The sequence below is a fragment of the Streptomyces sp. DF42 genome (assembly GCF_058267695.1).
In genome coordinates, this window is sequence record NZ_CM177859.1 from 7,419,829 (window position 1) to 7,432,098 (window position 12,270).

A 12,270-nucleotide genomic window follows, 5' to 3' on the forward strand; every position below is an offset into this window, starting at 1 on the left:
CCGTGACGACCGTCCAATCACCCCCTGCGCCCCCCACGGCGATACGCCCCAGGGTGGTGGCCCGCACCGGCCTTTACGCCGTGCTCGCCGCCAACGCGGCCGTGGTCGCCTACTTCTTCGCCCAGGCGGGCTTCGCCTCCAACGCGCTGATCGTCATGGGCCGCCTCGCCGGCCTGTACGGCGCCCTCGTCATGGCCTTCCAGCTGGTGCTGGTCGCCCGGCTGCCCTGGCTCGACCGCCGCATCGGCATGGACCGGCTGACCTCCTGGCACCGCTGGACCGGTTTCGCCCTGCTGTGGACGCTGCTCGCGCACGTCGTCTTCATCACCTTCGGGTACGCGGACGGGGCCGGCGTCGGCCCGGTCACCGAGCTGGTCGACCTGGCCGAGACCACCGAGGGCGTGCTCCGCGCGATCGTCGCGTTCGGCATCATCCTCGTCGTCGGCGCCGTCTCGGCCCGCTACGCTCGCCGCCGCCTCGCCTACGAGACCTGGCACTTCATCCACCTCTACACCTACGTCGCCGTGCTGCTCGCCTTCACGCACCAGGTCGCGGTCGGTACGACCTTCACCTCGTCGGCCACCGCGAAGGCGTACTGGTACGGGGTGTGGGGCGTGGCCCTCGGAGCGGTCGTCGTGGGCCGGTTCGTGCTGCCGCTGTGGCGCAACACCCGCCACCAGTTCCGGGTCTCGGCCATCGTCCCCGAGTCCGACAACGTCGTCTCGGTCCACATCACGGGCCGCGACCTCGACAGGCTGCCCGCGCAGGCCGGCCAGTTCTTCCTGTGGCGGTTCCTCACCCGGGACCGCTGGTGGCAGGCGAACCCCTTCTCCCTCTCCGCCGCCCCCGACGGACGCACCCTGCGCCTCACCGCCAAGGCGGCCGGCGAGGGCAGCGCCGCCCTGCGGCACATGAAGGTCGGCACCCGCGTGTTCGCCGAGGGTCCCTACGGCGCCTTCACCGCGCTGCACCGGACGAAGTCAGAGTCGGTGCTCATCGCGGGCGGCGTGGGCGTGACCCCCATCCGCGCCCTGCTGGAGGACCTGGAGGGCCACGCGGTCGTCATCTACCGGGTCTCCTCCGACCGCGACGCCGTCCTCCACGACGAACTGCGCGACCTCGCCCTCGCCAAGGGCGCCGAGCTGCACCTGGTCACCGGCCCGTCGGTCCCCGACAAGCTGGCGCCGAGCGAGCTGAGCCGGCTCGTGCCGGACATCGGCGACCGGGACGTCTTCCTGTGCGGGCCGCCGCCGATGATGAACGCGGTGCTGCGGACCCTCGGTGAACTGGGCGTGCCCAAGCAGCAGATCCACTTCGAGCGTTTCAGCCTGGCGGGATGAGAGAGACATCGTGAAGCGAGCCATACCTGTCGTCGTCCTGAGCATCGCGGGCCTCGTCCCCGTCTGGCGCTACGTGCCGTCGACTCCCGTAACCACGCCCTCCGCCTCCTCGTCCTCGGGTTCCTCCTCAGGCACCGGCGTCAAGGGCCCGACGCTCAAGACGGAAAAGGGCCCCGTGCAGGTCCAGGTCACCTTCGACGGCGACAGGATCACCGCCGTGAGGATGCTGCAGCAGCCGAACCATCCGCAGACGACGGCCGCGGTGCCGAAGCTGGTCGCGGAGACGCTGAAGGCGCAGAGCGCGGACATCGACACGGTGTCCGGTGCGACGATCACCAGCAACGCCTACAAGAAGTCCCTCCAGGCGGTGATCGACTCGCACCGTGCGAGCTCGAAGTCGCCGTCCTCTTCGGGCTCCGCGTCCTCTTCGGGCTCCGCGTCCTCTTCGGGGTCCGCGTCCTCTTCGGGGTCCGCCTCCTCCGACGACTCGGGGCAGTCCGTGTCCGGCCCGACGGTGCACACCTCCGAGGGCCCTGTGCAGGTCCAGGTGACCTTCGACGACTACGAGATCACCGCCGTGAAGATGCTGCAGCAGCCGAACCATCCGCAGGCGACGGCCGTGGTGGCGAAGCTGGTCGCGGAGACGCTGGAGGCGCAGAGCGCGGACATCGACACGGTGCCCGGCGCGACCGTCATCAGCGACGCCTACAAGAAGTCCCTCCAGGCGGCGATCGACTCGGAGGAGTGATCCGATGCACCGCGTCGAACACGTCATGAGCTTCCCTGTCTCGCTCAGGGTCGACGACGAGCACGTTCCGGAGTCGGCCGGCGACGCGGTCTTCGCGTGGCTGCGCGAGGTCGACGCCCGCTTCAGCCCGTTCAAGCCGGACAGCGAGGTGTCCCGCTACGACCGGGGCGAGCTGGGGTCGCACGAGCTCAGCGACGACCTCGTCGAGGTCCTCGACCTGTGCGAGCACTACCGGATCGCGACGGGCGGCGCCTTCGACGTACGGCTGCCCGGCCGCCGCCTCGACCCCTGCGCGGTGGTCAAGGGCTGGTCGGTGCAGCGGGCGGCGGAGCTGCTGAAGGCGGCAGGCGCGAAGAGGTTCGTACTGAACGCCGGCGGTGACGTGGTCGCCGCCGGCGGACCCTGGCGGGTCGGCGTACGGCACCCCGAACACGCCGACAAGCTGTGCACCGTCCTCGAACTCACCGACGGGGCGGTGGCGACCTCCGCCTGCTACGAACGCGGCGACCACATCATCGACGGCCGCACCGGCCTCCCGGCGACCGCGCTGCTCAGCCTGACCGTCGTGGCCGCCACCCTGACGGAGGCGGACTCGGTCGCGACGGCGGCCTTCGCGATGGGCGTGAAGGGCATCGAGTGGGCCGCCACACTGCCGGGCTGCGAGGTGTTCGCGGTGGACGGCGGAGGGCAAGTGCTGCGCACGGAGGGGTTTCCGGTGGCCGGGGGGTCTGCGAGGGCTGCCTGACTCCCCCCGCTCGACTTCGTTCGAGCGGGGGGACAACCCCCGTCGCGGCGGGCCCCCGCGCTCCCTGTGGGGCGCTGCCGAACCGCAGCCGATCTCGCCTAACCTGGCGCGGTGACCATCGAGTTGACCCTGCTGACGTCCGTCTCCCACCGGGGGCAGGAGATCACCGCGCCCCGGCTGCGCGGCCTGCTCGCCCTGCTGGCGGGGGAGTTGCGGGCAGGGCGCGCTGCCGGGCGGCTGGTCGACGGGCTGTGGCCGGACGAGCAGCCGGCCAACCCCGCCAAGGCCCTGCAGATCCTGGTGTCGCGGGCCCGTAAGCAGCTGGGCGCCGAGATCATCGCCAGCACCCCGACCGGTTACCGGCTCGCCCTGCGTGAGGACCAGGTCGACGCCGGTGCCGTCCTGCTGTTCGCCGCCGCGGCCGCCGAGAAGACCCGCACCGGGGACCACGCGGGCGCCCTCGCCGAGGCCGAGGAGGGACTCGCGCTGTGGGACGGCGCCACCGCCGGCGAAGCTGCCCCCTTCGGCGATCCCGTCGCCGGGCTGCGCGCCGAGCGAGCCGTCACCCGCCATGTGCTGTCCCGCTCCCGTGCCCTCGCCCTCGCCCGCACCGGCCGCCGCGAGGAGGCCGCGGGCCCCCTCCTCGAACTGGCCGACGTACAGCCCCACGACGAGGAACTCCTCCTGGAGCTGATGCGCTGCCAGGCGGCCACCGCCGGCCCGTCCGCCGCACTCACCACGTACGACACCCATCGCCGCCGCCTGCGCGACGCACTCGGCACCGACCCCGGCCCCGCCCTCCAGGAACTCCACCAGGAACTGCTCCGCGGCGAGGCACCGGTCGTCCGGCGCGGGGTCCCGCACGAGCCCAACCCCCTGCTCGGCCGGGACGCCGACGTCGACGCCGTGACCCGGCTGCTGCACAGCGCCCGCGTCACCTCGGTCGTCGGCCCCGGCGGACTCGGCAAGACCCGCCTCGCGAGCGCCGTCGCCCGCGACGCCGAGCAGCGCGTCGTGCACCTGGTGCCGCTCGCGGGCGTCCGCCAGGACGCCGACGTCGCCGCCGAGGTCGCCTCGGCGCTGGGCGCCGGCGAGACCCTGCGACCCGGCGCGGGAGGCGGCGACGCGGTCGCCGGCATCGTGGGCGCGCTCGGCGCCGGGCCCGCGCTGCTGGTCCTCGACAACTGCGAGCAGGTCGTCCAGGGCGTCGCCGACCTCGTACAGGCACTCGTGTCGCGGACGAGGGACCTGCGTGTCCTCACCACCAGCCGCGCCCCGCTGGGCCTCTCCTCGGAGACCGTCTACCCGCTGCCCGAACTCGATCTCGCCACCACCGTCGAGCTGTTCGAGCACCGCGCCCGCGCCGCCCGCCCCGACGCCGCCCTGCCCGCCGACACCGTGGCCGCCCTGTGCCGCCGCCTCGACGGTCTGCCGCTCGCCACCGAACTCGCCGCCGCCCGGGTACGGGTGATGTCGGTCGCCGAGATAGCCCGCCGTCTGGAGGACCGGTTCGCGGTGCTGCGCGGCGGCCCCCGGGACGCGCCCCGGCGCCACCGCACCCTGCACGCCGTGGTCGACTGGAGCTGGAACCTCCTCGACGAGGAGGGGCAGTCCGCCTTGCGTGCCCTGTCCGTCTTCCCGGACGGCTTCACCGCCGACGCGGCCGAGCAACTCGTCGGCGGCTTCGACGCGTTGCAGGTCCTTGAGGATCTCGTCGACCAGTCCCTGCTGAAGGTGACCGACACTCCGTACGGCACCCGCTTCCGCATGCTGGAGACGGTGCGCGAATTCGCCGCCGCCCACCGGGAACGGGCCGGTGAGGAAGCGGACGTCACCGAACGGTTCCTGGGCTGGGCAAGGGAGTTCGGCGCCACTCACCACGACGCACCCTTCGGCACCGACCCCTTCGCGTCCTGGCAGCTGATCCGCGCCGAGCAGGACAACCTCCTCCACGCGCTGCGGCCGGCGCTCGCCCGCGAGGACCTCGACACCGTCGCCACGGTCACCGCCGTACTCGGCGCCCTGTGGACCACGGAGACCAACTACCCGCGCATGATCGCCCTCACCGAGGACACCGCCCGGCCCCTGTCGCACTACCGGCCCGGCCCCGAGTACGTCGAGCCGACCCGCACCGCCGCCGCCCTGCTGAGCGCCCACCTGTTCCTGGGCGCGGGGCCGGGCGCCGATCGCACCCTGGTCACCCTGCGCCGGCTGCCTCCCGCGCAGCCGGACACGCTGGTGCGGGCCATGGCGGCGGTGCTGTGCGCCTTCCCGCGCGTGCTCGCGGACCACGACGCGCTGGCCGAACTGTGCGACAGCGAACAGCAGTTGCTCGCGGGCGTCGCCAACTGCGTCGCCGGCTATGTGGGGGAGAGCGGGCACCGGCCGGACCTCGCCCTCGGCGCCGCCCGCCGCATGGTCGAGGCGCTCGGCGACGAGGACATTCCGCTGCTGCGGATCTGGCCCGCCTCCCGCCTCGCCGAACTGTGCCTGCAGACCGAGCGCGGGGGCGAGGCCCTGACGCACATGGAGCGCGCACTGGACGCCTTGGAGAGTCTCGGTGAGTGGAGCGACACGATCGGCATGCGGTGGGGTCTGATGCTCGCCAACCTGCAGATCGGAGACCTCGACGCCGCCGAGCACTGGCTGGCCCAGGCCCTGCGGAACCAGCCGGAGGGCAGCGCCTCCGACGCCTTCACCCCCGACCTGGGCGCCCGCGCCGAGATCGCCCTCGCGCGCGGCGACGTCGAGACGGGGCTCGGGCTGTGGCGCCGGGCCCTGGACCGGCTCGAGTGCACCGCGCGTCCGGTCTTCGGCGACGAACTCGTCATGGAGGGCTGGGTGCTGGAGCTGCAGTCGGTCGCCCTGACCGCGCACGCCCGGCACGGCCGCACCGACCTCGTCGCGCCGCTCGCCGCCGCGCTGCCCGCCCGGCTCACCGCCCTGCTCACCCGCCCACCGCACTACGTGACCGTCGACTTCCCGGTGTGCGGCGCGCTGCTGCTGGCCCTGGGCACGGTCGCCCTGGCCGACGGCGACGGCGCTCGCGGGGCCCATCTCACCGCCCTCGCCGAACGCTTCCGTGCCCTGCGCAACTTCCAGCCCACGATGTCCTCGGCCCGCGCCCGCGAGGACGCCGGGAACGCCGACAGGGCGGCCTACGAGGACGCGGTGTCCACGTACGCCGCCCTGGACGCGGTGGGGCTGCGGGAGGCTGCCCTCCGCCTGCTGCGGGTCACAGCCTGACGGGCAGGCTCAGCAGGTGGAAGCCGTCGCCGGGCCAGTGCCCGAACGGCACGTCGGCGCGGTCCACCGCCAACTCCGGTGCCACTGACGGACGTACGAGAAGCTCCTCGAGGACGACGCCCGTCACCAGTCGGCCGAGCGCGGCGCCGATGCAGTAGTGCGGGCCGTGCCCGAAGGCCAGGTGGCCGTCGCCCCGCCCGAACTCCCTTGTCACGTCGAGGTGTTCTGGGGCTACGTAGGTGTCCGGGTCGTGGTCCGCGCCGAACAGCGCCACCGTCACCGCCTCGCCCGTCTTCAGCCGGGTGCCGGCGAACACGAAGTCCTCGGTGGCGTACAGCGTGGCGCCCATGCGCACCAGCGTGACGTGGCGGAGGAGTTCGGGGACCGCCCGGCCGAGCAGCTCGGGCTCGGCGCGCAGCTTCTCCAGCTGGTCGGGGCGGTCCAGCAGGGCGAGCACGGCGTGGGCCAGGAACAGGGCGGGCGGGGTGATGCCGGTGTTGATCAGCAGGAAGAAGACGGAGACGATCTCGTCGTCGGTCATGCCGCCGTCCGCCAGGAGCGCAGACACCAGGTCGTCCGCGGGCTCGGCACGGCGCCGGGCGACCAGGTCCTTCGTGTACCCGACGACACCGCCGAGCCCTTCGAGGACACCGCTGCCGTCGCCGTACGCGAAGTCCCGGATCCACCCGCACACCTTGTCCTGGTCCCCCGCGTCCACGCCGACGAGGGCGCAGATGACCGCTGTGGACAGCGGATAGGCGAACTCGCCGAGCAGATCGGCCTGTTCGCGTTCGGCGAGGGCCTCGATCAGCTCTCGCGCGGTCTTCTCCACGAAGGGGCGGAGCGCGGCCACCCGGCGGGCGGTGAAGACACGGGTGAGCGGGGAGCGGCGGCGGGTGTGCTCGTCGCCGTCGAAGAGGGCCAGGTGGCCGGAGAGGTACCGGACGTACTCCTCGGGGATGCCCTCCAGGCCCGAGGTCAGCAACTCCGCCTGGGGGTCCGGCATTTCGGAGTCCGCGATGGTCGAACGGTCCCGGATCAGGCGCGGTTCGGTGAGCGCTGCCTTCACCTCCTCGTGCCGGGTGACCAGGCGTACGGGGGTGTCCAGGCCGGGCAGGACGACGTGGCCGAGGCCGGGGCGGGAGCGAAGGTCGGCGTAGGCGCCGGTGGGGTTCTCGACGAGTTCGGGGGTGAGGCGGATGACTGTCATGGCGACTTCCCTTTTCCGGTCGGGATGTTCAGGCAGGTCAGGCAGGTCAGGCAGGTCAGGCAGGGGTGTTCAGGTGGGGGTGTTCAGTGGGTGTCGCGGTCGAACAGGCGCAGTGACCAGACGAATCCGAGGACCGCGATCACCACGCACCACGCCACCGCCATCCAGCCGTTGTGCCCGATCCCCGTGCCGGTCAGCAGCCCGCGCACGGTCTCGATGACCGTGGTGAACGGCTGGTACGCGGCGAACCAGCGGATCCAGGACGGCATCGAGTCGACCGGCACGAAGGTGCTGCTGACGAAGGGCAGCAGGAACGAGATCGGCAGCGGGGCGTTGCTGGCACCCTCGGGCGTCTTGCTGATCAGCCCCAGGGCGACCGACAGCCAGGTCAGCGCGAGGACGAAGAGAGCGAGCAGCGCGCAGGCCGCCAGCCACTCCACGGGGCTCGCGTCGGGGCGGAAGCCGATGGCGAGGGCCACGGCGGTCACCAGGGCCAGGGTGATGGCCGTCCGGATGACGCTGCCGACCACATGGCCGACCAGGATCGACGCCCGGGAGATCGCCATCGTCGAGGCCGGTCGTCGGCTCGTCGAGGAAGATCACCTCGGGGGAGCCGACCAGGGTCATCGCGAGGTCCAGGCGCCGGCGCATGCCGCCGGAGTAGGCGGAGGCGGGCTTCTTCGCCGCGTCCACGAGGTCGAAGCGTTCCAGGAGTTCGCCGGTGACGCGCCGGCCCTCACGCCGGTCCAGATGGTGCAGGTCCGCCATCAGCGCCATGTTCTCCTCGCCGGTGATCAGGTTGTCGACGGCGGAGAACTGGCCGGTGACCCCGATCGCGGCGCGCACGGACTGCGGCTCGGCGGCCACGTCGTGCCCGGTGACACGGGCGGTGCCGCCGTCGGCGCGGATCAGGGTGGAGAGGATCCGGACGGTGGTGGTCTTGCCGGCGCCGTTCGGGCCGAGCAGCGAGAAGACCGTGCCTCGCGGGACCTTGAGGTCGATGCCGTCGAGGACGACCTTGTCGCCGTACGCCTTGGTCAGGCCGGTGGCTTCGATGGCCGGTGTCGTCGGGTTCATGTCGCAGAGCGTGCCGGGGGCCGGATTCAGGGCGGCTTCACGGCGGTTTCAGCGGGCGCGACGGGTGGAACCCGCGCATGCCCCGGTGGGGGGAACTCACAGGCCGGCCACGGTCCGGAGACGAACGAATTCAGCCGGGCTCCGTTCGTGGCCCTGAAACTTCGGCGGTTTAGACTCTGCCTCCTACGGCCCGCGACCGAGGCCACAGTGCGGTCGGCCTCTGCCACCCGAAGGGTATTCGGCGTTTTGATACGGATAGATTCAGTCACCAAGCGGTACCCCGACGGTACGGTCGCGGTCGACAACCTCTCGTTGGAGATACCCGACCGCTCGATCACCGTCTTCGTCGGTCCGTCGGGCTGCGGCAAGACGACGACGCTGCGCATGATCAACAGGATGATCGAGCCGAGCGAGGGCACGATCACCATCGACGGCAAGGACATCACCCAGCAGCCGGTCAACACGCTGCGCCGGTCGATGGGTTACGTCATCCAGAACGCCGGTCTCTTCCAGCACCGCACGATCATCGACAACATCGCGACCGTGCCCCGGCTGCTCGGCTGGAACAAGGACAAGGCGCGGTCGAGGGCGCGGGAGCTGATGGAGCGGGTCGGGCTCGACGGCGCGCTCGCCAAGCGGTACCCGTACCAGCTCTCCGGCGGTCAACAGCAGCGCGTCGGCGTGGCCCGGGCGCTCGCCGCGGATCCGCCGGTCCTGTTGATGGACGAGCCGTTCTCCGCCGTCGACCCCGTGGTGCGCAAGGGGCTGCAGGACGAACTCCTGCGAATACAGGACGAGTTGGGCAAGACCATCGTCTTCGTCACGCATGACATCGACGAGGCGGTGAAGATCGGCACGATGGTCGCCGTGATGCGCACCGGCGGTCACCTCGCCCAGTTCGCGCCGCCCGCCGAGCTGCTGTCCGACCCCGCAGACGACTTCGTGGAGGACTTCCTCGGCGCGGACCGCGGCATCCGGCGGCTCTCCTTCTTCTCCTCCGCGGGCCTCGGCCTGCTCACCACCCCGATCGTGGCCGTCGACGCCACCGCCGAGCAGATCGCCGAACGCAGCGCGAACGACGTGCCCTACCTGCTCGTCACCGACGTGGCCGGCAAGCCGCTCGGCTGGAGCGAACCGGCGGCGCTGACCTCGGGCGCCGTCGACCCCGCGCGGCTCCTGCCCTTCGGACGGCCCTTCCGGCACGGCAAGGAGTCGCTGCGCGCCGCCCTCGACTGCGCCGTGCTCTCGCCCACCGGGTGGGCCGTCGCGGTGGGCGACGACGGCCGGGTCGCCGGCGTCGTCTCGCAGCAGACCATCGGCGAGGCGATCCGCACCGCCCACGCCCAGGGCCGCAGCGACGAGAGGGTCGCCGGATGAACGGCGGCTTCTTCCACATTCCGAGCGACCTGCAGAACACGTACTGGGGCCTGGTCGCGCTGCATCTGCGCCTGGCCCTGGTCCCGGTCGTGTGCGGGCTTCTGGTGGCGCTGCCCATCGCCCAGTTGTGCGTACGGCTGCGCTGGCTGTACCCGCCGGTGCTGTGGGTGACGACGATCCTGTACGCCGTCCCCTCGCTGGCCTTCTTCGTCGTCCTCATCGACTACACCGGCCAGAGCGAGCTGACCGTGATGATCCCGCTGGGCGTCTACAGCCTCGTGGTGTTCGTCCCGGCGATCGTCGACGGTGTCCGGTCCGTGCCGCAGGAGACGCTCGACGCCGCGACCGCCATGGGCCTCGGCCCCGTACGCCGGTACTTCCAGGTCCAGTTGCCGATCGCGGCACCCGCGATCATCGCCGGTCTCCGGGTCGCGACCGTCTCCAGCATCTCCCTCGTCAGCGTCGGCATGCTGATCGGCAACCAGGGCGGACTCGGCAACCTCCTCAACGACGGCATGATCTACCACCAGCCACGCCTGGTCTGGCTCTCGGTGATCGGCTCGGCCGTCCTCGCGATCCTCGCGGACGCCCTGCTGGTCCTCGTCCGGGTGCTGGTGACGCCCTGGATGCCGCGCGGCAGCCGCAAGGCCCGCCCTGTCGACGAGCCCGAGGCCCGGCCCGCACCGGCCGCCGCCGCACTGGAGGACGCAGTCCGATGAACGTACTCCACTTCATCAACGCCTTCTTCAGCGAGAACGCCCACTGGCACGGCTACGACGGCATCCCCACCCGGCTGCGCGAGCACGTCCAGTACTCGCTGATCGCACTCGCCATCGCCGCCGCCATCGGCCTGCCGGTCGGCCTGCTCACGGGCCACACCGGACGTGGCGGCAACACCGTGGCCTTCGTCGCCACCGCGGGGCGCGCCCTGCCCAGTTTCGGCCTGCTGGTGCTGATGTTCGTGCTGCTCGGGCTCGGCCTGACCCCGGTGATGATCCCGCTGGTCGTCCTCGCCGTCCCGCCGATCCTCGTCACCACCTACGAGGCGGTGCGCACCGTCGACCCGTCCCCGGTGGACGCGGCCCGGGGCATGGGCATGGCCGAGTCGAGGGTCCTGTTCCAGGTCGAACTGCCGGTCGCGCTCCCGCTGATCCTCAGCGGCCTGCGCTCGGCGGCCATCCAGATCGTCTCGACGGCCACCATCGCCGCGTACGTCTCGCTCGGCGGGCTCGGCCGGTACATCGTCGACGGCCTCTACCAGCGCAACTACGAGAAGGTGGTGGGCGGTGCGACCCTGGTGGCCGTCCTCGCCCTGGTGACGCTCGGCTTCTTCTGGGCGGTGGCGCGGTTCACCGTGTCGCCGGGGGTACGCCGGGGCAACTGACCCCTCCAAAGGCCGCGGGCCCGGGGCGGATCCTCCATCCGCCCCGGGCCCGCTCGCACACCGGCCGGCCTCAGCTCTCCGTGCGGGCCAGAGCCAGTTCCAGCACGACGAGCAGGGCGTCCCGCACCGAGCCGCGCTCCCGGGCGTCGAACACGATCAGCGGGACGCGCTCGGCGACGTCGAGCGCCCAGCGGACCTCGTCGAGGGCGTGCTCGACCTTCCCGTCGAAGGCGTTGACGGCGACGGCGAACGGGATCTGCCGGTGCTCGAAGTAGTCGACGGCGGCATAGCAGTCGTCGAGGCGGCGTGTGTCCACGATGACGAGGCCGCCGACCGCGCCCTCCACGATGTCGTCCCACATGAACCCGAACCGCTCCTGGCCGGGCGTGCCGAACAGGTACAGCTTCAGCGTCGGGTCGATGGTGATGCAGCCGAAGTCCATCGCCACGGTCGTCGTGATCTTCCGCGGGGTGTGGCTGAGGTCGTCCACGCCCGCCGCGACCTCCGTGATGGCGGCTTCGGTGGTCAGCGGCTCGATCTCGGAGATCGAGCCGACGGTGGTGGTCTTGCCCACGCCGAAACCGCCCGCGATCACCATTTTCACCGGCAGCGGCGGTGGTACGACGGCCACCGGGGCGGCCGTGGGGGTCCCTCCCGCGCGCGTCAGTTCGCGCGTGGGCGAGGCGCCGGCCGGTTCAGTCGGAGTCACGCGGTACCCCTTGGGAGTCGGGGATGGCGCGCAGGGCCTCGATCACCCTGCGCAGGACGGAGGCGTCGTGCGTGACGCCGGCATCGGGCACGTGCACCGCCAGATGTCCGGTGGCCCGCAGGTCCTCGGCGAGGACCCGTACGACGTTGAGGTGGAGCCGCAGCCGGGCCGCGAGTTCCGCGATGGACTGCGGCTGCCGGCAGGCGGCGACGATGTCGTGCTGCTCGAAGGCGAGCCCGTCGAGCACGGCGAGACCCTCGGCGGTGGCCACCACCTGGGTCTCGACCGGCACCGGCCGGCCGGACGCCGTCGGTGCCACCCGGCCGGCGGTGACCAGGAAGGGCCGTACGGCGGGGGCGGGGCCGACCGGGTCCGGGACCGGGACCGGAGGTGGGGTGCCGTCCGCCATGGGTTACGTCTTCCTCCTCGACCGG

General features: G+C 72.1%; 11 protein-coding genes and 1 pseudogene. 7 read left to right on the forward strand and 5 right to left on the reverse strand.

Annotated features, from left to right (window positions below):
• The first annotated feature begins 2 nt into the window (after positions 1-2).
• The 4 genes from ACYUED_RS34040 to ACYUED_RS34055 all read left to right on the forward strand — a co-directional run bounded on the left by ACYUED_RS34040 (position 3) and on the right by ACYUED_RS34055 (position 6,079).
• Positions 3-1,340 (forward strand): ferredoxin reductase family protein, encoded by a 1,338-nt coding sequence (locus ACYUED_RS34040; RefSeq protein ID WP_491288432.1) that lies wholly within the window; start codon positions 3-5, stop codon positions 1,338-1,340.
• 10 nt (positions 1,341-1,350) lie between these two features.
• Positions 1,351-2,088 (forward strand): FMN-binding protein, encoded by a 738-nt coding sequence (locus ACYUED_RS34045; RefSeq protein WP_491288433.1) that lies wholly within the window; start codon positions 1,351-1,353, stop codon positions 2,086-2,088.
• Between the two features lie 4 nt (positions 2,089-2,092).
• A complete protein-coding gene (locus ACYUED_RS34050) occupies positions 2,093-2,833 on the forward strand; it encodes an FAD:protein FMN transferase (RefSeq protein ID WP_491288434.1) in 741 nt (246 codons plus the stop codon).
• Between the two features lie 111 nt (positions 2,834-2,944).
• Positions 2,945-6,079, forward strand: coding sequence for an ATP-binding protein (locus ACYUED_RS34055; RefSeq protein WP_491288435.1), 3,135 nt, complete (start codon positions 2,945-2,947; stop codon positions 6,077-6,079).
• Here the strand turns inward: ACYUED_RS34055 and ACYUED_RS34060 are convergent.
• The 3 genes and pseudogenes from ACYUED_RS34060 to ACYUED_RS34070 all read right to left on the reverse strand — a co-directional run.
• The gene (locus ACYUED_RS34060; protein WP_491288436.1) at positions 6,069-7,289 is read right to left on the reverse strand and encodes a cytochrome P450; all 1,221 of its coding nucleotides are present in this window, start codon (positions 7,287-7,289) and stop codon (positions 6,069-6,071) included. The two genes, ACYUED_RS34055 and ACYUED_RS34060, sit on opposite strands and share 11 nt — an antisense overlap.
• Before the next feature lie 83 nt (positions 7,290-7,372).
• Entirely contained in the window at positions 7,373-7,855 is a 483-nt protein-coding gene (locus ACYUED_RS34065) for an ABC transporter permease (RefSeq protein ID WP_491288437.1), read from the reverse strand.
• A gap of 1 nt (position 7,856) precedes the next feature.
• Positions 7,857-8,366 (reverse strand): annotated as a pseudogene (locus tag ACYUED_RS34070) (ABC transporter ATP-binding protein); the annotation flags it as partial.
• Between the two features lie 246 nt (positions 8,367-8,612).
• Between ACYUED_RS34070 and ACYUED_RS34075 the strand changes: the two are divergent.
• The 3 genes from ACYUED_RS34075 to ACYUED_RS34085 are packed head-to-tail and all read left to right on the forward strand — an operon-like array spanning position 8,613 to position 11,127.
• Positions 8,613-9,743 (forward strand): ABC transporter ATP-binding protein, encoded by a 1,131-nt coding sequence (locus tag ACYUED_RS34075; RefSeq protein WP_491294558.1) that lies wholly within the window; start codon positions 8,613-8,615, stop codon positions 9,741-9,743.
• Entirely contained in the window at positions 9,740-10,462 is a 723-nt protein-coding gene (locus tag ACYUED_RS34080; RefSeq protein WP_491288438.1) for an ABC transporter permease, read from the forward strand. The genes ACYUED_RS34075 and ACYUED_RS34080 overlap by 4 nt, the downstream gene beginning before the upstream one ends.
• Entirely contained in the window at positions 10,459-11,127 is a 669-nt protein-coding gene (locus ACYUED_RS34085) for an ABC transporter permease (protein WP_266523097.1), read from the forward strand. Before ACYUED_RS34080 ends, ACYUED_RS34085 begins: the two co-directional genes overlap by 4 nt.
• 70 nt (positions 11,128-11,197) lie before the next feature.
• On the opposite strand, the gene ACYUED_RS34090 is transcribed toward ACYUED_RS34085, so the two are convergent.
• Complete coding sequence (locus ACYUED_RS34090; protein ID WP_491288439.1) at positions 11,198-11,836, reverse strand: GTP-binding protein; 639 nt, start codon at positions 11,834-11,836, stop codon at positions 11,198-11,200.
• Positions 11,823-12,245, reverse strand: coding sequence for a DUF742 domain-containing protein (locus ACYUED_RS34095; RefSeq protein ID WP_491288440.1), 423 nt, complete (start codon positions 12,243-12,245; stop codon positions 11,823-11,825). The genes ACYUED_RS34090 and ACYUED_RS34095 overlap by 14 nt, the downstream gene beginning before the upstream one ends.
• Between the last annotated feature and the right edge of the window lie 25 nt (positions 12,246-12,270).